17 protein-coding genes are annotated in these 18538 nt (G+C 66.4%); 6 read left to right on the top strand and 11 right to left on the bottom strand.

The window, feature by feature from the left end; genetic code table 11:
* Positions 1–48 precede the first annotated feature (48 nt).
* The gene (locus ACSBOX_RS19215) at positions 49–354 is read left to right on the top strand and encodes a hypothetical protein (RefSeq protein WP_078106684.1); all 306 of its coding nucleotides are present in this window, start codon (positions 49–51) and stop codon (positions 352–354) included.
* A 19-nt stretch (positions 355–373) separates the two neighbouring features.
* Here ACSBOX_RS19215 and ACSBOX_RS19210 read toward each other — a convergent pair whose 3' ends face one another.
* Complete coding sequence (locus tag ACSBOX_RS19210; protein WP_442543896.1) at positions 374–997, bottom strand: DedA family protein; 624 nt, start codon at positions 995–997, stop codon at positions 374–376.
* 57 nt (positions 998–1054) lie between these two features.
* On the opposite strand from ACSBOX_RS19210, the gene ACSBOX_RS19205 reads away from it, so the two are divergent.
* Positions 1055–1582 (top strand): O-acetyl-ADP-ribose deacetylase, encoded by a 528-nt coding sequence (locus ACSBOX_RS19205; RefSeq protein WP_442543895.1) that lies wholly within the window; start codon positions 1055–1057, stop codon positions 1580–1582.
* A 20-nt stretch (positions 1583–1602) separates the two neighbouring features.
* Here ACSBOX_RS19205 and ACSBOX_RS19200 read toward each other — a convergent pair whose 3' ends face one another.
* From ACSBOX_RS19200 to ACSBOX_RS19190, 3 genes are all read right to left on the bottom strand, one after another.
* Positions 1603–2043 carry an SRPBCC family protein gene (locus ACSBOX_RS19200; protein WP_442543894.1) on the bottom strand — a complete coding sequence of 147 codons (441 nt, stop codon included), beginning with the start codon at positions 2041–2043 and terminating at the stop codon, positions 1603–1605.
* A 405-nt stretch (positions 2044–2448) separates the two neighbouring features.
* Positions 2449–3396: an RluA family pseudouridine synthase gene (locus ACSBOX_RS19195; RefSeq protein ID WP_442546069.1), complete on the bottom strand. Its 948-nt coding sequence runs from the start codon at positions 3394–3396 to the stop codon at positions 2449–2451.
* A gap of 103 nt (positions 3397–3499) precedes the next feature.
* Positions 3500–5284, bottom strand: a complete 1785-nt coding sequence (locus tag ACSBOX_RS19190) for an alkaline phosphatase family protein (protein WP_442543893.1) — start codon at positions 5282–5284, stop codon at positions 3500–3502.
* A 151-nt stretch (positions 5285–5435) separates the two neighbouring features.
* Between ACSBOX_RS19190 and ACSBOX_RS19185 the strand changes: the two genes are divergently transcribed.
* A complete protein-coding gene (locus ACSBOX_RS19185) occupies positions 5436–6068 on the top strand; it encodes an ArsR/SmtB family transcription factor (RefSeq protein WP_442543892.1) in 633 nt (210 codons plus the stop codon).
* Positions 6061–6753: an SRPBCC family protein gene (locus ACSBOX_RS19180; RefSeq protein ID WP_442543891.1), complete on the top strand. Its 693-nt coding sequence runs from the start codon at positions 6061–6063 to the stop codon at positions 6751–6753. Before ACSBOX_RS19185 ends, ACSBOX_RS19180 begins: the two co-directional genes overlap by 8 nt.
* 100 nt (positions 6754–6853) lie before the next feature.
* Here the strand turns inward: ACSBOX_RS19180 and ACSBOX_RS19175 are convergent, their stop codons facing one another.
* Positions 6854–7426 carry a TetR-like C-terminal domain-containing protein gene (locus ACSBOX_RS19175; RefSeq protein WP_442543890.1) on the bottom strand — a complete coding sequence of 191 codons (573 nt, stop codon included), beginning with the start codon at positions 7424–7426 and terminating at the stop codon, positions 6854–6856.
* 92 nt (positions 7427–7518) lie between these two features.
* On the opposite strand from ACSBOX_RS19175, the gene ACSBOX_RS19170 reads away from it, so the two are divergent.
* The gene (locus ACSBOX_RS19170) at positions 7519–8007 is read left to right on the top strand and encodes a DUF4188 domain-containing protein (protein WP_442543889.1); all 489 of its coding nucleotides are present in this window, start codon (positions 7519–7521) and stop codon (positions 8005–8007) included.
* Positions 8008–8077: 70 nt separating this feature from the next.
* Here ACSBOX_RS19170 and yczR read toward each other — a convergent pair whose 3' ends face one another.
* Positions 8078–9562, bottom strand: a complete 1485-nt coding sequence (gene yczR / locus ACSBOX_RS19165) for a MocR-like transcription factor YczR (protein ID WP_442543888.1) — start codon at positions 9560–9562, stop codon at positions 8078–8080.
* Positions 9563–9621: 59 nt separating this feature from the next.
* Between yczR and yczE the strand changes: the two genes are divergently transcribed.
* Entirely contained in the window at positions 9622–10242 is a 621-nt protein-coding gene (gene yczE, locus ACSBOX_RS19160; RefSeq protein WP_442543887.1) for a membrane protein YczE, read from the top strand.
* Between the two features lie 91 nt (positions 10243–10333).
* On the opposite strand, the gene ACSBOX_RS19155 is transcribed toward yczE, so the two are convergent.
* The 5 genes from ACSBOX_RS19155 to ACSBOX_RS19135 all read right to left on the bottom strand — a co-directional run bounded on the left by ACSBOX_RS19155 (position 10334) and on the right by ACSBOX_RS19135 (position 18514).
* Positions 10334–11230 (bottom strand): Fpg/Nei family DNA glycosylase, encoded by an 897-nt coding sequence (locus tag ACSBOX_RS19155; RefSeq protein WP_442543886.1) that lies wholly within the window; start codon positions 11228–11230, stop codon positions 10334–10336.
* Positions 11231–11260: 30 nt separating this feature from the next.
* On the bottom strand, positions 11261–16288 hold the full coding sequence (locus ACSBOX_RS19150; protein WP_442543885.1) for a DNA glycosylase AlkZ-like family protein: 5028 nt from the start codon (positions 16286–16288) through the stop codon (positions 11261–11263).
* 77 nt (positions 16289–16365) lie between these two features.
* Positions 16366–17007 carry a DUF4232 domain-containing protein gene (locus ACSBOX_RS19145; RefSeq protein ID WP_442543884.1) on the bottom strand — a complete coding sequence of 214 codons (642 nt, stop codon included), beginning with the start codon at positions 17005–17007 and terminating at the stop codon, positions 16366–16368.
* Positions 17008–17112: 105 nt separating this feature from the next.
* Positions 17113–17841 carry a YcnI family copper-binding membrane protein gene (locus ACSBOX_RS19140; protein WP_442543883.1) on the bottom strand — a complete coding sequence of 243 codons (729 nt, stop codon included), beginning with the start codon at positions 17839–17841 and terminating at the stop codon, positions 17113–17115.
* 85 nt (positions 17842–17926) lie between these two features.
* On the bottom strand, positions 17927–18514 hold the full coding sequence (locus ACSBOX_RS19135) for a hypothetical protein (RefSeq protein WP_442543882.1): 588 nt from the start codon (positions 18512–18514) through the stop codon (positions 17927–17929).
* Between the last annotated feature and the right edge of the window lie 24 nt (positions 18515–18538).

Below are 18538 nucleotides of genomic sequence, written 5' to 3'. Positions count from 1 at the left end.
GGGTCTTTCGGGAAACCCTCGCTCACAGCGAGCGTTTAGGGTTGAGGGATGCCGTCGTTCCAGACCAAGTTGAAGATCACCGGGCTCAAGCCGGGCAATCCGCCGGAGTCGGTCATGGCCGCTGCGCTCGAGGCCTTGGAAACCCGGCACCACGTGGAATCCAAGCAGCTGGACATTGTTGGCGGGGTCGCCCAGATCAGCCTCCGCTTCCTGGTGGAGCCGCGGGACTACTCGGGTGAGAACAGCGAGGCCCGCGCTTCGGCAGCCATGATGCGCGACGCCGTCGAGCGCGTGGCACTCACAGGGAACCTTTACGTGCTGCGCCGCCAGCGGGGGAAATGGTCGCCGGTTTGAGCCCGACGGCGGGACGCGCCTAAAGGTGCGGCGGCTCGCCCGGCTCGTCCACTGGCGAGCGGTCGCCCCGGCGACGGGTGACGAGCACGCCAACCACGATGCCGATCAGCAGCCCCACGCCGACGCCGATCAGTGAGCTCGCCCAGAAGGGAAGCTTCGTCGTCGAACCGGCGAAATAGCCCAGTCCTATCTGCCACGCGGCCCACAACAGCCCGCCCAAGCCGGCGCAAAGGCTGAACCCGCGCGAGGAAACGTCGGCAATTCCCGCAGCCGCCGACGCCGCAAGCCGGCCTCCCAAAATGAACCGGCCGCCGATAATCCCGCCATACGTGGAGGAACGGCCGGCCTTGGCGATGGCCTGATGTATGCCGCGGTGGACTTTGCGGCCCCAAGGCCAGCGGTCCAGGACATGTCCCAGACGGCGCTTGAACAGCTGGAAGACGAGGATGTCGCCCAGCCAGGACGCGCCGGCGGCCAACAAACCCAAGAGCCACGGGTTGACACGGCCCTCCGCGGCCAGAGCCCCGCCGGTGATCACCAGCATCCCGGACGGTATGGGCGGCAAGATCGCGTTGCCCACCACCATGGGGATGATCCAGACATAGATCGCTGCTCCCCAGCCTTCAGCGGTCGTGATGTCCATGGCCACAAATTACCCCACTTTGGTGCGGCCGCCCGAGTGCCGTGCGAGACTTGCGCCATGCGGCTCGAAATCCTGCAAGGTGACATCACCAAGCGCGACGTCGACGCGATCGTCAACGCCGCCAACTCGTCTTTGATGGGCGGAGGCGGAGTGGACGGCGCCATCCATCGCGCGGCTGGCCGACAACTCCTGGCAGCGTGCATGGACGTGCGAGAGCGGTATCCGCACGGACTGCCAGTGGGCCAGGCCGTGGCCACCCCCGGGTTCAAATTGCCCGCACGGTGGGTGATCCACACTGTTGGCCCCAACCGGCACGCGGGCCAGAACGATCCGGAGGCGCTGGCGTCGTGTTTCCGTGAAAGCCTGAAAGTGGCAGTGTCCCTTGGGGCCAGTTCCGTTGCGTTTCCCGCAATCAGCGCGGGTGTTTACGGCTGGGACGCGCGGGAAGTCGCCGTTGTAGCGTTCGACGCCGTCAGCCGGTTCGATGCCGAAAGCTCCAGCGGGCTGGAACTCGTCGAATTTGTGCTGTTCAGCGCAGAGACGACGGAGGTGTTCCGGAGCGTGTTCGAGGCTTCGGGAGGGTGAATGCGCTTTCGCGGGTGGCGTCAGGCGGGCTGCGCCTCAAGCACGGACTTCAGCTGCGCGAGCTGGCCGACTTCCGACTCCATGGTCTTGGTGATCATCGACCCCATGAGCCTCATGAAGCCCTTGGGCTGGAGGTCCAAGGCAAAGCGTACGGTCGTGCCGCCGTCGTTCTCGTTCAGGGTGAAGGAACCCGTTGGGTGGGCGGGGCCGGCAATGACCTGGAAATCGAGTCGCCTGCCCGGCTGGGCTGCGATGATCTCGTAGTCGCCGGCGATCGTGCGGCCACCGGGTCCTGCCATCGTCTGGGAGTAGACGGCACCCTGGTTTCCGGCTTCTCCGCTTGCGAGGGTCACAGTCTTGACGGCCGGACGCCACAGCTTGTTGTTCAGCCCGTCTGCCAGGAAGGCGTAGACATCGTCTGCGGGGCGGTTGATCGAGACTTCGTTTTCAGCGTGGGCCATGTGGTTCCTATTCGCGAGACCGAACACCGCCCGCGGTCGTCGGGCCGGCAAACCCGAGCATATACGCCCGGTCCGGTCGGCATCGGTGAACGCGCCATTGTTTTGCGGCCGCGGGTTGGCGGGACGCTCGCTCAGGTATGTGGGTGTTTGGCCGGACGCTCGCTCAGGTATGTGGGTGTTTGGCCGCACGCTCGCTCAGGTATGTGGGTGTTTGGCCGCACGCTCGCTCAGGTATGTGGGTGTTTGGGCGGACGCTCGCTCACGTATGACCGCAAGGTGGACATGTTCCTCAGCTTGGGTGAGCGAGCGTCCAGGGAAAGGGCGCCATACGTGAGCGAGGGTTTGGGGGAAGGGCGTTATAGGTGAGCGAGCGTTCTAGAAAAAGCCCGCATAGGTGAGCGGGCGTCAGGCGGGGTGGGCTTCGCTCAACTCGAGACGGCTCCGGTATTCCACGGCCTGCTTGCTGATGGGGTCAACGAAGCGGATGCCGCGGGCGAGCAACTGCAAGGGCTTTGAGTAGTCGTCCGGGGCCTTGTCGAGGAGCTCGGGGTAGAACGCGTCGTTCACGATCCCGAGCCCGAGCGAAGCCATGTGCACTCGAAGCTGGTGGGTCTTGCCGGTGTGGGGTTCAAGGCGGTACAGCGCCCGGCGAGCGGTGCCGCCGCCGTGAGCGCCGCCGTCGAACGTTCTCAGCAGCTCAATGCGGGTTTCCGCGTTGGGTTCGCCGTCGATCACTTCGGCGAGGAGATAGCTGCGGGATTTCGTCATGCGGTTGCGCACGACGGCGGGGAACCCGACGGCGGGAAAGCCTGCGGCGGGTGCCGCGGCCGAGACGCACTCGTACTCCTTTTGCACCTGCCGTTTTTCGAAGAGCACCTGGTACCTGCCGCGAGTTTCCGGGTTGGTGGAGAGCAGCAACACTCCTGCAGTCATGCGGTCGAGTCGGTGCATCGGGATCAAGTCCGGCAGGTCCAGCTGGTTCCGGAGCCGGACGAGCGCGGATTCCTGGATGTAGGTCCCGCCCGGGGTGGTGGGCAGGAAGTGCGGCTTGTCGACGACCAGGAGATGCTCGTCCTGGTGCAGGATGCTGATCTCCACCGGCATCCGGGTCTCCGGCGGGAGGGTGCGGTAGTACCAAATGAAGGTGTGCTCTTCGAGGGGAGTGCGGCGGTCAAGAGGCGCGCCGCCCTCGCCGACGATTTCACCGGCGTCGAACCTGTCCTCGATGCCCTGGGGGTCGATATGGCCCCAGCGGTGCATCATGTAGTCCATTGCGGTGTCCCACGGCCCCTCGTCCGGGAGGCGCAGGCGGGTGGCATTGACGCCGTCGCGCACTGGAAGGGGGGATTGCATCACCGGTCTATTCTACCGGGGCCGCCACAAGGCCCGCCGTGCCCGGCGCCCCGGCGCCCGCAGTGCGGCGCCCCGGCGCTCGCAGCCCGGCGCGCCGCCCCACCTAATACGTCGCGCCGCCTGGCAAGATGACGGGTTTGATGGGCTGCTGGTTGAAGTTGAAGTCGTTCACCAAGTTCCCGAGCTGGGGGCTGTTCTCCCGGACGTCGGGCCGCGGATCGGGACGTCCGTCGGTGGCCGGGTCGAGGCGTTGGCCATGAAGGAAGTCGTCCTCGATGAACTTGGCGTATGCGTCGTGGCTGAGGACTTGGTGGTCGATGTTGCCCTGTTTGGCGTAAGGGCTGATGACGATTCCCGGGACCCGGAGGCCGTAGCCGTTTTGGTCCACGGTGGGCGGGGTGACGTGGTCGTAAAAACCGCCCCAGTCATCCCACGAGAGGAAAATGGCGGTGCTGTTCCAGTCCGGGCCCGACATGACGGCATTGATCAGGCCTGTGACGTAGGCCTGACCGGTGCTGATCAGCGCCGGCGGGTGTTCGCTGACGGCTCCGGTGGGGTCGATCCAGCTCACAGCAGGCAATGTGCCTTTTTTGGCGGCGGTGTAGAAGTTGCTGAGGGACTGGATGTTGCCGAGCTGGCCGTCCTGCTTCACGGTGTCGAAGTAGGGTAGCGGATTCCAGATGCCCGGTGTCTTCGCGTTCTGGGCCACGGGAGCGCAGGTCATGGCCGCGTCGTCTTCGCAGTCCGGCTCGGTGCCGTTGAAGACGTAGTAGGCCCAGGGCACGTTCTGTTTGTGCAGCAGATAGGTCAGGTCCGTCCAGGCGTAGTCAGGTGGAGCAAGGAGCTTGGCGGCGGCCAGGAGCTTTTGCTTGAGCGCGTCGGGGAGGGTTGCTTTGTCGATCGCGGCCTGGCAACTCGTATAGGAGTCCGAGCCGGCGCAGTTTTGCGTGATGAGGGTGTGCAGTTGGGCGGCAATGTCCGGAGTGATCCCCGCCGCGGCGAGCGCGTCCTTGCAGGCCTTGTTCTGCAGGCCGGCCCGGCATTTGCCGATGATGGTGGACTGGATCGTGGAGGTGAAGTCCGGCGGGCTGCCTGGATTCTGGAGGGCGTTCACGCAGGATTGCGGGTCGCCCGCACGGCTGCATTTGGCCGACCATTCCGAGACCATGTACAGGTGCTCGGGCAGGCTCCAGGAAGCGTTGGGTTCGAACATGTGGTCCTGCAACGTGAAGTCTTTGGCGTACGCCCAGTAGTTGGGCAGGTCACGGTCGTCGTGATAGCCCATCACATCGCTTTGATTGCCGCCCGCGCAGGCCGGAGCATTCGGGGCGCAGTTGGTCGAGGCCTTCTCAGCCTGGGCGATGAAGCCGTCCATCTTCCCGCCGTCGATGTCCGCCGTGGCGTTGTTCTGGCTGTGCGGGCCTCCGGAGTTCCGGTCGGAGGGGTCGTAGTACGGTTTCACGCACGTGCCGTGGGCTGGATCCGGGACGCACATCGCGGGGGATCCGTTCTGCATCGGAATCCCGTCCGCTCCGGGGAACGTGCCGAAATAGCTGTCGAACGAGCGGTTCTCCTGCATGATGACGATGACATGTTGGATCTTCGAGATCCCGGTATCCGCCGAGGCGCCTGCTCCAGTACCGCCTGCTCCGACACCGGCCCCGCCGGCCCCTGCCGAGGCGCCGGCTGCAGCGGGTGTGCGGACCGCCACCCACGATGCGGACCAGAATGCGCCGAAAAAGACGGCGGCGCCCACAATCGCGATGACCCCGACGATGGACAAGGCAGCGAGGCCCGGACGCCGTGAGGCCCAGGCCCGGATCCGCCGCCTGCGACGCCTGAGTGGCCGGTCGGCTCCGGACTCAGCGGGCGGACTATTGAACCTCATCTTGCACCTCACGAACGGTGATACCCGCAGGGTACTCCTTCGCTGACTGCAGCGGTACAGGCTCGCATGGCCCCCTATGACCGAGTCGTGCATTTCTCCGACGAGAAAAAAGTTCTTGACAACAAAAGTTGTCGGTTGGCAGAATGGAAGCATGTTGGACATCGAAGTGATCGAGGATCCCGCCGCGGCGGAAGCGTCGCTGGACCCGATCCGCACCCGCATCCTGCAGGAGCTGGCCGAGCCCGGTTCCGCCACGCAACTGGCGGTCAAGGTGGGCCTGCCCCGGCAGAAAGTCAACTACCACCTCAAGGCCCTCGAGCGGCATGGGCTCGTCGAACTTGTGGAGGAACGGAAGAAGGGCAACGTCACCGAACGCGTTTTGCGCGCGACGGCGGCGTCGTACCTGATCTCGCCGGTGGCACTTGCATCCGTGGCGCCGGATCCCCGACGCTTCTCGGACCGCTTTTCCGCCTTCTGGCTCCTGGCCCTCGCGGCCCGGACCGTCCAGGAGATGGGCAAGCTGATTGCAGGCGCGGCAGCGGCCAAGAAGAAGCTTGCGAGCTTCGCCATCGACGGCGAAATCACCTTCCGCTCGGCGTCGGACCGCGCTGCTTTCGCCGAGGAGCTCGGCGTGGCGGTGACCCGGCTCGTGGATAAATACCACGACGGCGGTGCTTCCGCAGCGGCGAGCGGCGCACGCAAGCACCGGCTCGTCGTCGTACTTCATCCCGCACTCAAGACAAATACGCAGCACTCTCCAGAAAAGGAACAGGACAATGACTGACAACCGTGAATTCGAAATCGTGGCCGACACCGAACTGCCCGGCACTCCTGAACGGGTCTGGCAGGCTGTCGCCCAGGACACCGCGGCCTGGATGTTTCCCACCGACCAGTGGCCGGCCGTGAAAACCGTCGACGAGTACCCCAGCCACCTCGTGACCCGGATGGACGGGCCGGACGGCTGGTTCAACCAGCTGGAGCACGTCCTCGAACCGCTCGACGGCGGCCGGGCCAAGCTGCACTATGTCCACAGTGGCATCTTCGCGGACAACTGGGAGGGGCAGTACGACGGCGCCAGCAAGCACACCGAGTTCTACCTGCACACCCTGGGCCAGTACCTTCAGTACTTTGACGGGAAGCCCGTGGTCTTCACGGACATCCAGGGCCCGGCGGTCTCGCAGACCCCCGACGGTTTCGTGCAGCTGAAGAAGGCACTCGGCGTGGACGGTGTCGCGCAGGGTTCCATCGTTGAGGTGGACGTCGACGGCGTGGGACGGCTGAGCGGAGAGCTCGACTTCTCCAACCAGCACTTCCTCGGCCTCCGGACGGCAGACACGCTTTACCGCTTCTTCGGCCGCAACTCCTTCGGAGCGCCCGTAGGCATGACGGTCCATGATTTCAGCGGCAGCGGCGATCCCGAACTGACCGCCAAAGCCTGGGGCGGGTTCCTGGAGAAGGTGTACGCCTAGAACTGCGACGCGCAAAACGCTGGCCGACGCGCAAATGGTCTGACGACTCCGGGATTCCGGTGTCGTCAGACCATCTGCGCGTCGCGTAGTAAATCGGGCGTCATTGCCAGCCGCGGGCCACGGCATCCAGCGCCGCGTCGTAGATCGCTTCCCAGTCGGTTCCGGGCTCGTCCATGTTCGCCAGTTCCAGGCTCACCAGTCCGTGGACCTGTCCCCAGATGGACATGGCGATCGTGGTGGCCTCGGCATCTCGAACGGTTCCCGCATTCTGCGCGGCGGCCACCGCCTGCAGCAGGGGAAGCATCGCTTCCGAGGCGACTGCCGGCGTCGGACTGCAGTCAACATAGCCGGCAAGGGTGCCGCCAAACATGAGCCGATACAAAGCCGGGTGTTCCAGCGCCCAGGAGCGGTAGGCGAGGCCCAAGCTTCGGAGCCCGCCGCTTTCGGCGAGCCGCTGGGAGTCTCCGAACGAGCGGAATCCGTCGTCGACGGCGGCCGTCAGCAACTGTGCCTTGCCGCCGAAAAGCGAGTAGATCGCCGTCGTTGAGGTCTGGGCTGCCGCGGCAACGTCCCGGAGCGTGACTCGCACCGGGCCATCCCGATCCACGAGTTCGGCGGTTACCTGAAGGAGCCGCTGTTGGACGAGCTGGTCATGAACGATGGGTCTTGCCATGCCACCAAGTGTTTCATAACATTGTTTCGTAACGACGTTATGAAACTCGACAAGCGGAACTTGAGCTACCGTTCCCAGACCGAAGGATTCACATGGCACAGGAAATCTTCCCGGGACGCTTCACAGCTGATACCGGGCGCGAGTCGGTGACCGTATTCCTTATCGGAATGCGGGCCAACCGTTGGTGGAAGATCGGCAAAGTGGCGCGCGTGGCATCGGCAATGCCCACCATGCTCCGCCATCTCGCAGCGCACCCGGAGTCCGGAATGCTCGGTTGCGAACAGTGGCTCGGGCGCACCACTATGCTGCTCAGCTATTGGGAGAGCCCCGAGCACCTCAGGCGCTTCGCCGCGGACAGGGACTCGCCGCACTTGGCGCCGTGGCGAAGCTTCATGAAGGAAGTCTCGGGAAGCGGCGACATTGGCGTGTGGCACGAAACCTACCAGGTGCCGGCGTCGGGAATCGAGGTGGTCTACAACGGCATGCCGCAGTTCGGCCTGGCCAAAGCCACTTCGCATGTCCCGGTCGGTCCGGGCAGCAACACCGCCAAGCAGCGCATGGGCTCCGGGCAGCCCAACTAGCTCGCAGTTGTTGTCGTTATGAGGCGTCAAAACGACAACAAATGCGAGCTAGTTGGGGGAGTCGCGGGATTTAGGCGACCGCTGCGGGTTCCTTGGGTGCTTTCAGGGTGGTCCGGAGCTGCGGCGACGCGTCGATCCGGGCTTGGGCATCGCGCAGTGCAAGCACGGCCGTCTCGAGCTGGGCCGGCGCCAGCGTGTACGGGACGCGCATGTAGTGCTCGAAAGCCCCTCCGACGCCGAAGCGCGGTCCGGCCGCCAGCCGCACGCCGAAGTCCGGGGCGACGACCGTGAGTGCGGTACTCGACGGCGTGGGCAGTCTGCACCACGCTGTCAGCCCGCCGCGTGGACGTTCCACGTGCCAATCGGGCAGGTGCTCGGCCAGCAGCCCAAGGAGCGCTTCCCGGTTCCGCCGCAGCTCCGCAAGCCGGGCGTCCAGCGGTTCGGCGAAGGCCCTGAGTAACCGGGCCGCAGCCAACTGCTCGACGACGGGTCCGCCCAGATCCATCGTGGTCCGGGTCTGCACGAAGCGGCTGATCAAGTCCTCATCAGCGCGGATCCACCCGGTCCGGAGCCCGGCCCAATGCGATTTGCTGAGCGAACCGATGGTCACCACGGCGGGACTGAATGCCGAGAGCGGGGAGGTGCTAACGGCGTCGAGGTTTAGCTCCCGCAACGTCTCGTCCACCACAAGGACGGTGCCGGTCCCCGCCGCCTCACGCACCAGGCGGCGCCGCTGAAGGTTGGACATGATCCGCCCCGTCGGGTTGTGGAAGTCCGGCACGAGGTAGGCCATGGCCGGGCGTTGGTGGCGCATTGCCGCCACCATGCCGTCGATATCCCAGCCGCCCGAGGTCGGCTCGACGCGGCCGCCCGACGCCGGCTCCGCAGCAGGCGGCATGGGTACCGGTACCGTGCGGGAGCCCGAAGCGCGGATCGCGTCGAGCGCGTTGGGGTAGCTGGGATGCTCCACGAGGACCTTCTGCTGCCGCCCGGCGAGGGTTCTCAAGATGATGTTCAGCGCGTGCTGGGCTCCCGAAGTCACCAGTATCTGTGCGGCCGTCGTGGGGATGCCGGCTGCCGTGTAGCGGTCGGCGATGGCCTCCCGGAGCGGCGGGAGCCCGACCGCGTCATAGCCAAAACCGGGCAACAGTGCCGGGAGGTCGATCAATGCGTCGGCGAATGCCCGGTGCACCACCTCGCCGGTGGCCGGCAGCGAAGCGTAGGCGAGGTCGAGAATCCCCTCCGGAACGGCCAGCCCCGGTCCACTGACCGGAATCGTCCGGTGCGGAATGCCCGTCCGGCCCCGGCTGCCCTGGCCGCCACGAAGGAATCCTTGCTCGCGCAGGCTGGCGTAGGCGGCGGTGACTGTGGTCCGGCTGACGCCCAGGGTGTCGGCAAGCGCCCGCTCGCTGGGCAGCGCGACATCGAGCGGGATGCGCCCGTCCATCACCAAAAGGCGTACGACGTCGGCAAGCTCGCGATAGGCGGGAGCGGCGCCGGTGTTCCACGCCCCGAGGAGACGCAGCATGGCTGTGGGGTTCAGGGATCCGGGCATAAGACCAGTATTGCAAACTGGCTATGGAAAGCAATGCCAGTTTTCGGGAGCATGGTTCCATGATGACCCGCAGAATCACCCAGCTCCTGATCGGCCTCGCGATGTACGGGATCTCCCTGGCCATGTTCATCCGGGCCGGCCTTGGCCTGGATCCCTGGGATGTGTTCCACCAGGGTGTCGCGGGGAAGATCGGGTGGAGCATCGGCACCGTCGTGGTGGTTGTCAGCTTCCTTGTGTTGCTGCTCTGGATACCGCTGCGGCAGATGCCCGGCTTCGGAACCCTCGCCAACGCCGTGCTGGTGGGCGTGTTCGCGGACATCGGACTGGCCCTGATCCCCACGTTCTCGCACCTGGGCGGCCAGATCGCCATGCTCGCCGGCGCCGTGGTCCTCAACGGGATCGCCTCCGCTTGCTACATAGGCGCACGCCTTGGCCCGGGTGCCCGCGACGGACTCATGACAGGACTTGCCCGCCGCACCGGATGGTCGGTGCGCTTGTCCCGGACCCTGATCGAGGTTGTTGTGCTCGGCGTGGGTTGGCTGCTGGGTGGATCCGTCGGCGTCGGAACCGTCGTGTACGCCGTGGCCATCGGGCCGCTGGTGCAGTGGTTGTTGCCCCTGTTCACGGTTCCAGTGAAGGCTCCCGTGGCTGTTCCTGAAGCAGTGCCGGCCGCTCCGTGACACGCATTCTTCCTGGCGACTCGCGGAATTCCTGACGCCCCCGGAACTCCGGGGGCGTCAGGAATTTTCCGCATCGCCAGGCAATCCAGCGTCAGCCGGACGAGGCCGGCTGGCACTCCGGGCAGAAGTAGATGGTCCGGTCTTCCATTCCCGACGCCGGTCCCAGCACCCCGCGGCGAATGGGCGTACGGCAACGAAGGCACGGTTGGTGCTCGCGGCCGTACACCCAATAGCCGGAGCGGGGAGTCCCCCGGACCCCAGGGAAGGCGGTGCCACGCGTAATCCTTCGGCCCGATCCCAAGTTGGCTTCGAGCAGGACCTTGGCTTCCCCGAGCATCCCCGCGAGGTTCGGTACGGCCGATACCGGCGCGGCCGGATGTACCCCGGCCAGGAAACACGTTTCGCAACGGTAGATATTGCCGATACCGGCGAGGTTCCGCTGGTCCAACAGTGCGACGCCGATCGGTGCTTCCGGCGCGGCCCGGAGCCGTCGAACAGCCTCTGCGGCGTCCCAGTCCGGCCCGAGCAGGTCCGGGCCCAGGTGCCCCACCGCGCGGGACTCGTCCGGGGTCGGGATCACTTCCAGGACTCCCAAGGAGAAGCCGACGACGTCGGCCGTCGCCGTGCGGAGGACGCACCTGGCGGTGTGGCCGGGTTTCCTCCAACGGCCGCCGGGGGCATAGACCTGCCAGCTTCCCTCCATTTTCAAGTGCGAATGGATGGTCAGGGCGCGGCGAGGTGGTCCGGCCCCGGCCGAACCGGCCGCGTCCGGAGAAGCCGCGGAACCTGCCGTGTCCGACGAAGCCGCCGGCTCCAGCAATCGCATGAGTAGGTGCTTGCCTCGTGGCACCACCTCGCACACTGTCCATCCGGCCAGGTTCAGTGTGGCAAACCGGGGCACCCGGAAGTCTGAGGAGACGAGTGTCTGCCCAGCGAGGGCCTTGTGCAGCTCTGCGGCAGCCCGCCAGACTGAGTCGCCTTCAGGCACGGAACCCCATCTCAGGCACGGAACCCCATCTCAGGCACGGATCCTCAATCCCTTCGGCGTGGAGTACGCCCCGGCAGCCGCAAGGGCAGACGCCACGGGGGTGTCCAAGAGGTCATGGCCGTTGACTTTCTCCATGATCAGTTTGTCCACGGCTCCCCGGCGCACCACTCCTACGAGCGCGGCAGCGGCAGCCGCCAGGACGGCGTCGTCTTGGCTGAAAGTGAGCAGGGTCTTCCCGCCGCGCTCGACGTACAAAACCAAGGCGCCGTCGACCATCACCACCAGGGCACCTGCTTTCCGCCCCGGACGGTGACCCGAGCCGGCGTCGACGGCCAACGCGGGCCAGGGGAGAGCTGCGCCGTAGGGGTTGGCGGGATCCGTGGAGGCAAGGGCCAAAGCGACAGGTTCGGCCTTGGCGAGTTGGGTATCTTCCGTAAAGGAACGCAAGCGATCCACCGTCGCCGGGACGGCAAACTGGGCTGCGCCGAGGTGCTCGATGAAGTAGCCGCGGCGGCACCGCCCGGCTTCTTCGAGGCGCGCGAGGACCTTGTACATGAGCCCGAATCCGCCCACGATGTTCTCCACCATGACGGAGCCGCGCGTCACTATGCCGTACCTGTCGAGGAGGAGTTCGGCGGTGCCGCGCGCGTGGATGGTGGGGTCGAGCTCAGGCGCCGGCAAAGCCGACCAGCGGCCAACGGCGAGCGGAGGAGTGGGAGCCGTTCCGGAGATCGAGCCGTAGCGTCCGCCCGTGAGCCCGGGCGACCCCATCAAGCCAGTGCCGTGCGAGCGGCCGAGCCTGCTCATCCGCAGCGATCTGGCACGCGGCGGCCGGGCGGGCTGCTTGTGCGCCGTGCGGCCTCCCGCGATCATCGCGCGGACGGGGGCAAAGGTGTCGCCCGTGATGCGGCCGGCCCAGACGAGATCCCACAGGGCAGCGACCACGGCGTCGTCGCTGAGGACCGCATCCATGCCTCCGGCAACTTCGGTGAGTTGCCGGAAGAAATAGGCGCCGCCACCGCTTTGCAGGTATTCCAGAAGGCGGAGCTGGGCATCGCCTGGCTCGAAATCAGGGTCCGGGTTGAGCGTCAGTTCCGCGGCTTCGGCCACGTGGAGGCTGATCCAGCCATCGTTCCCGGGCAACGATCCGGCCCCGGACCACAAGACCTCGCCTGCGGCCATGAGCTCGTCCAACATGGCCGGCTGGTAGCCGGAGATCCGGCTTGCCAGCACCAACGGTTCCCAGGCCGACGCCGGAACGGGCACGCCGGAGAGCTGATCGATGGCCGTCATGATGCCGTCGAGCCCGCGCAGTGCGGAGGCGCCCCTGCCTCCTGAAGAACCAGGGCGGCCAGAAGGTGCGGACACGTTTTGCCAGGCGGGCAGGAACCGGCCGTACGCAGCAGGGTCCACCGGTTCCACTTCGGCCCGCAACGCCGCCAGCGAACGACGCCGGAGCTTGCGAAGGACTTCGGCATCGCACCACTCGCTACCAAATGGGACTCCGCTGAGCGGAATGGCCGGGAGTTCCGGCGCCTCAAACAGCTCCGCCCCCTCATCCGGAACCGTGTCCGGCGCGCTCGGGTGCGGACGGAACTCGCCTTCCACCACACGGCCGTCGGCCGCCAAGCGTTTCAGTGCGGTGCTCACGACGGCGACACCCAGTCCCAGCCTCGCGGCGGCTTCCTCGGCCGTGAACGGTCCGTGGGTTCGTGCGTAACGGGAGACCAGATCCCCGAGCGGATCGTGGACGGGTTCGATGAACGCCAAAGGCACACCCATGGGCAGCGGAACCCCGATGGCGTCCCGGAGCCGGGCCGCGTCCTCGATGGCGGCGAATCGTTCGACGCCGCCGAGCGTCACCAAGAGGGCGCGGTTGGCCTTGCGTAGTGCCGCCAGATGCAACGCAGCCAGCTCCGTTCCGGCGGCCGATTTCAGCGCATCCGGTTCCGGGGAGGACTCCGCTCCTTCGGGTTGCAAACGGGCGGCCACTTCTTCGACGCTCAAGGGGCCGAGCAGTCGCAGCAAGTCCGCCACGCCTTCCATGCCCCGGACTTGCCGATCCGGTGCCAGCCGTTGGAGTTCGAGTTCGGTGGCCTCGATGACCTTGGCATCCAGGAGCTCGCGCAGTTCCACCCTGCCCAGGAGCTCGTTCAAGAGGGTGGAGTCGAGCGCCAAAGCGGCGGCCCTGCGCTCGGCGAGCGGTGAATCGCCCTCGTACAGGTACTGGGCCACGTAGCCAAAGAGCAGCGACTTGGCGAAGGGTGAGGGCTGCTGCGTGGTGGTCTGTACCAAGCGCAGTTCCCGGCGCTCGATCGAAGCGGCAATGTCTTTCAGCGCGGGGAGGTCGTAGACGTCCTGCAAGCATTCGCGCACGGTTTCGAGCACGATGGGGAAGGACGGATATTTCTTGGCGACATCCAGCAATTGCGCGGAGCGTTGCCGCTGCTGCCAAAGCGGTTGCCTTTTCGCCGGGTTCTGCCGAGGCAACAACAGCGCACGCGCGGCGCACTCGCGGAAGCGGGAGGCGAACAACGCACTGCCGCCAACCTCCGCCGTCACGATCTGCTCAAGCTCGTCCGGGTCAAAGAGGAACAGCTCCGCTCCAGGAGGTTCGTCCTCCATCATCGGCACCCGGAGCACGATGCCGTCGTCGGCGGCCATGGCGGAACCGTCCAGCCCGTAGCGCTGCTGGAGCCGCTGCCCGACGGCGAGTGCCCACGGTGCGTGGACCGGCATGCCGAAGGGGCTGTGCAGCACCACGCGCCAGTCGCCGAGTTCGTCATGGAACCGTTCCACCACGAGCGTCCGGTCATTGGGGACGACCTCCGTGGCCTGCTTCTGTTCGCCCAGATACTGGAGCAGGTTGCCGGCGGCGAAGTCGTCCAGTCCGCTGGCCTTGCAGCGTTCCAGCGCTGGACCTTGATCCGATGCGGAGAGCTCACGCACGAATGCTCCGAGCGCGCGGCCGAGATCCACCGGCCGGCCCAAGGAATCGCCCTTCCAGAAGGGGAGTTTTCCGGGCTGGCCGAAGGCGGGGGAGACAAGGACACGATCGTGCGTGATGTCCTCGATTTTCCAGCTGGTGGCACCCAGCGCAAAGATGTCTCCGACGCGTGATTCGTAGACCATTTCCTCGTCGAGCTCACCGACGCGTCGGCCGCCTTTGGCAGCGCGCGACGCCGGACTCGGCTCCTGCGCGGACGCCGCACCGTGCCGGCCGGAGCCGGACTCGGACGCCGAACGGGACCCAGACCCTTCGCTTTCCGTGCCGATGATGTACACGCCGAAGAGCCCGCGGTCCGGGATGGTGCCGCCCGAGGTCACCGCAAGGCGCTGCGCTCCGGGGCGGCCCTCGATGGTGCCGGCGTTCCGGTCCCAGATGATGCGCGGCCGGAGCTCGGCGAATTCGTCCGAGGGATACCGTCCGGCGAGGAGGTCCAAGGTGGCTTCGAAGGCGGAGCGGGGCAGGGTGGCGAACGGAGCGGAGCGGCGCACGGTGGCGAACCATTCTTCAACGTCGATGCTTCCCAGCGCGGTGGCTGCGACCGTTTGTTGGGCCAGGATGTCCAAGGGGTTGGCGGGAACATGGAGGCGTTCGATCTTCCCGCCCAGCATGCGCTCCACGGTGATGGCGGTGTGGACGAGGTCTGCCCGGTGCTTGGGGAAGAGCACCCCTTCGGAAATTTCGCCTACTTGGTGGCCCGCGCGGCCAACCCTTTGCAGTCCGCTGGCCACGGATGGCGGCGATTCGACCTGGACCACCAGATCTACCGCTCCCATGTCGATACCCAGTTCGAGGGATGACGTCGCGACAACACACCGAAGCCGGCCCGACTTGAGGTCGTCCTCGATGAGTGCACGCTGGTCCTTGGACACAGAACCGTGGTGCGCGCGGGCCAGAACCGGGTCGGCGCCGCTGGTACTTCCGGCCTGGGCCATCATGTGTGCGGGTGTCGCCGTCGAGGCCGGCAGCCCCGAGGAGGGCCCCGCGTCCAGCACCGAATCCGCCGGGGCAGCAAACACATCCACCGCCGTGAGTTGGCGTTCTGCGTAGATCTCGTTCAGCCGGGCCGTGAGCCGTTCCGCGAGGCGCCGGGAGTTGGCAAACACAATGGTGGACTGCTTCGACAGCACAAGGTCAACGATCTTCTCCTCAACATGCGGCCAAATGGAGGCTTGAGGTTGCAGTCCGGAGGCCGGTCCGGAATCGAAAGCGCCTGCAGCTCCCGCCAGGTCGGACATGTCCTCCACAGGGACGCTGACGCTGAGGTTCCAGTTCTTGTGCGACGGCGGTGCGACGATTTCCACGGGTGCCGAGCCTGCGAGGAACTGTGCGACGAGCTCGCGCGGCTCCACGGTGGCCGAGAGGCCGATCCGTTGGGCGGGTTTCGGCAGCAGAGCATCAAGCCGTTCCAATGACACCGCGAGGTGTGCGCCGCGCTTGGTGCCTGCAACGGCGTGGACCTCGTCGACGATCACGGTGTCCACTTCGCTGAGCGTCTCCCGGGCTTTGGACGTCAGCATCAGGAACAAGGACTCGGGCGTGGTGATGAGGATGTCCGGCGGGTGGCTGAGGAGCGCGCGGCGGTCCGCCGTCGTCGTATCTCCGGAACGGACGCCGACGCTCACCAGAGGGGCCGGCAGTCCGAGCCGTTTGGCGGTTTGCGTGATGCCGATCAGCGGCGAGCGGAGGTTACGTTCGACGTCGACGCCGAGTGCCTTGAGGGGTGAGATGTAGAGGACGCGGGTCTTGCGCTTGGGGGCTTTGGCGCGGGCACGGCCGCTTGCCTCCGCAAGCCCAGGGAGGGCATCTTCCGAAGCGGCCGGGGACACCGACAGGAGCCGGTCCAGCGCCCACAGGAATGCCGCGAGCGTCTTGCCGGAACCCGTGGGAGCGACCACCAAAGCGTGCGATCCCGAAGAAATGGCCTTCCATGCACCGTCCTGGGCAGGGGTGGGCGCGGAGAAAGCACCGAGGAACCACTCGCGCGTGGCACGGCTGAAGCGGTCCATGGCCGTATCGCCAGAACCGCCCGGTAGCTCCTGCTCCTGCATTCCTCCATCATGCCTCACGGCACTGACACAACAAGGAACAGCGCAAGAAGAGGAGCAGCGCTACCCGCCTATCCCGCCTATCCGGCCTGGAACGCCTGGACGCTCAAGAGGTTGATGTTGGTGTTGCTGCAGGCCGTGCGCTGCTGCGGGATGAACAGCGAAGCGGTGTCCTCGGGCGGGTAGACCCGGAAGCCCGCGGCAGGGGCCTGGGTGCACTCGGGGTAGTTGCCCGCCTGGGTGTAGCGGAGCTGGGCGAAACCGGCCTTCCCCGGAGCGAGGAGCACTTGTGTCACAGGTTGGGAGTCGTCGCGCGCGGCAGCAGCGCCGATCGGATCGCCCGTGGCTCCGGACGTGAGTGAGACACCCGGGAAACCATTCAGGACGCAGGGTTCCGTACCCGAGTTGGTCAGGATGAGTTTCATGTAGACGCTGCCTGCCGCTCCGCCTCCGGTGGCGTCGACAGAAGCCGTCAGCGAGCCCGCTTTGCAGAGTGCGACGCCGGATGCCGTCGTCGTCCCGGAGTTCGATGGCGAGGCGCTGCCGCTGGAGCTCGGAGTACTTGAGGCCGAGCCCGAGGTTGACGTCGAGGCGGAAGCCGTGTCGCTCGGCGTGGCTGAGCCCGAGGGCTGGGCTTGGCTCAAGGAACAGCTGGAGAGCAGGAATACCGAGGCTGCTGCCATCGTGAGCAGGAGACCGTTCTTGACTCGCATATTCGTCATGCGCACAGCATTTCGTCGTCATTTGCCGGAGTCAACTGCGGCGCGGCAGCGGCGCCGGATTGGCGTCCGGATCGTAATGTTCCGGACGCCCACCCAGCGGACTCGTTACTTGGACACTGAAGCCTTGGCGGAACGGCTGCGGAAGAAGGCCGCGCCACCCAGCCCCAGCCCTGCCACGCCGGCGATCAGGCCGGCCCAGCTGCGCGCCTGTGAGCCGTCGTCGGTCACGGACGCAGCCTGCTCTGTGGAGATCGACGCAGCCATGTGGCCATCGCCAGCGGCGGCATCCGCGGCTGTGACGGCCACTGACGGCGCCGGAGCCTTGAGCGAGTGCGGGTCCTGGCCGTCCTTCGGGATTTCAGCCCAGTTTGTCTGCCCCTGCTCGCAGTTCTGGAGCGTGGGGAAGTAGAGCGTCTTACCGGCCGCGTCGGGCAGCTTCACGGACAGCACCAAGGCGTCGCGCAAGTGCGGGTCCAGCGGAACCTTGGCCGTGTAGACGATCTGGCTGGTGCGCTTGGTGATTGATGTGCCGTCGGCCAGCTTCTTGGGCGCAGGCAGCGTCTGCGTCACTTTCTCGACCGTCCAGTTGGGGTTCACGGTGGGCGTGGCGTCCGTCAGTTCCTCGGGCAGGTTGATGGTCAGCTTGGTGGTGCCCGAAGTGTCGCAGCCATGCGGGACACCGAAGGTCAACAGGGCGTACCAGTTGGCCGTGGTTTTGTCTGGCGTGACGGAGACGTGCGCAGAGGCGCCTGCGAGCCCGGCCATCATCAGCGCGGCGGTCCCGCCGGCGGTGGCGGTGGCGGTGAGGGCGCGGCGGAGTGAGGACTTGTTCATGGTTGTTGCCTTTCAACGGGCGCGCGAAAGCGCGCCAAAGTACGGGGATGTGCCCGTCACCAGTTGAAGGCGGCGCCGGGCGGAGTCAGGAGGGTACGACGACGGCGGGCGGGCCGCGTCTGCTGTCTTGCCTGAGGTTCCGCCACGGTCGGGGGATGAACACGGCCGGTGCGCTGAACGCAACAGATGCGCTGCCGGCGTCGGGCCTGAAGACCAGGCGGATGAGCCGCAGGAGGGGACGGAGCCAGGCCTCGAGCTGCCACAGCGCCTGCTCCCCCTTGGCCAGCAGCAAGGCCGAAGCGGCTGTCGCGAGGGCGTGCCCGGTCAGCATCAACCAGCTGAGGGGAGTGTCGGCCTCGTGAAAATGTACTGTTTCAGCTCCCAGCGGCGGCGAAACGTGCTCGGCTGCGAGGTGGTGTGCCGGTGATCCCGGAGCCGGGCCCATGAGCGGACCGAATGCCATGAAGGCTTCGTGCAGGACCAGCTGGCCGGCTCCCAAAAGGGCGGCAATGACCGGGAAGCCGAGCTTGAACCGGGTAGCAAGGGTGGTGACGAGCCCGGTCAATGCGAGGACGGCCAGCAGCACCGGCGCAACGGGAAGCGCGCCGCCGGAGAGGACGTGGGCCCCTGCTGCGAGGGCAACAATGGCCACCGCCAGAGCGGTCGAACGCATGGCGTGGAAGGGTGTCCGGGCACG

The organism is Arthrobacter sp. KN11-1C, assembly GCF_052180225.1.
GTDB lineage: Bacteria > Actinomycetota > Actinomycetes > Actinomycetales > Micrococcaceae > Arthrobacter.
Note: the sequence above shows the minus strand (reverse complement) of the source record. Positions and strands in the feature narration are given on the sequence as shown.

Excerpts from the sequence above, each read along its gene's own strand:
- ACSBOX_RS19215 (WP_078106684.1), top strand. The coding sequence starts at position 49 with ATGCCGTCGTTCCAGACCAAGTTGAAGATCACCGGGCTCAAGCCGGGC.
- ACSBOX_RS19210 (WP_442543896.1), bottom strand. The coding sequence starts at position 997 with ATGGACATCACGACCGCTGAAGGCTGGGGAGCAGCGATCTATGTCTGG.
- ACSBOX_RS19205 (WP_442543895.1), top strand. The coding sequence starts at position 1,055 with ATGCGGCTCGAAATCCTGCAAGGTGACATCACCAAGCGCGACGTCGAC.
- ACSBOX_RS19200 (WP_442543894.1), bottom strand. The coding sequence starts at position 2,043 with ATGGCCCACGCTGAAAACGAAGTCTCGATCAACCGCCCCGCAGACGAT.
- ACSBOX_RS19195 (WP_442546069.1), bottom strand. The coding sequence starts at position 3,396 with ATGCAATCCCCCCTTCCAGTGCGCGACGGCGTCAATGCCACCCGCCTG.
- ACSBOX_RS19190 (WP_442543893.1), bottom strand. The coding sequence starts at position 5,284 with ATGAGGTTCAATAGTCCGCCCGCTGAGTCCGGAGCCGACCGGCCACTC.
- ACSBOX_RS19185 (WP_442543892.1), top strand. The coding sequence starts at position 5,436 with ATGTTGGACATCGAAGTGATCGAGGATCCCGCCGCGGCGGAAGCGTCG.
- ACSBOX_RS19180 (WP_442543891.1), top strand. The coding sequence starts at position 6,061 with ATGACTGACAACCGTGAATTCGAAATCGTGGCCGACACCGAACTGCCC.
- ACSBOX_RS19175 (WP_442543890.1), bottom strand. The coding sequence starts at position 7,426 with ATGGCAAGACCCATCGTTCATGACCAGCTCGTCCAACAGCGGCTCCTT.
- ACSBOX_RS19170 (WP_442543889.1), top strand. The coding sequence starts at position 7,519 with ATGGCACAGGAAATCTTCCCGGGACGCTTCACAGCTGATACCGGGCGC.
- yczR (WP_442543888.1), bottom strand. The coding sequence starts at position 9,562 with ATGCCCGGATCCCTGAACCCCACAGCCATGCTGCGTCTCCTCGGGGCG.
- yczE (WP_442543887.1), top strand. The coding sequence starts at position 9,622 with ATGATGACCCGCAGAATCACCCAGCTCCTGATCGGCCTCGCGATGTAC.
- ACSBOX_RS19150 (WP_442543885.1), bottom strand. The coding sequence starts at position 16,288 with ATGCAGGAGCAGGAGCTACCGGGCGGTTCTGGCGATACGGCCATGGAC.
- ACSBOX_RS19145 (WP_442543884.1), bottom strand. The coding sequence starts at position 17,007 with ATGACGAATATGCGAGTCAAGAACGGTCTCCTGCTCACGATGGCAGCA.
- ACSBOX_RS19140 (WP_442543883.1), bottom strand. The coding sequence starts at position 17,841 with ATGAACAAGTCCTCACTCCGCCGCGCCCTCACCGCCACCGCCACCGCC.
- ACSBOX_RS19135 (WP_442543882.1), bottom strand. The coding sequence starts at position 18,514 with ATGCGTTCGACCGCTCTGGCGGTGGCCATTGTTGCCCTCGCAGCAGGG.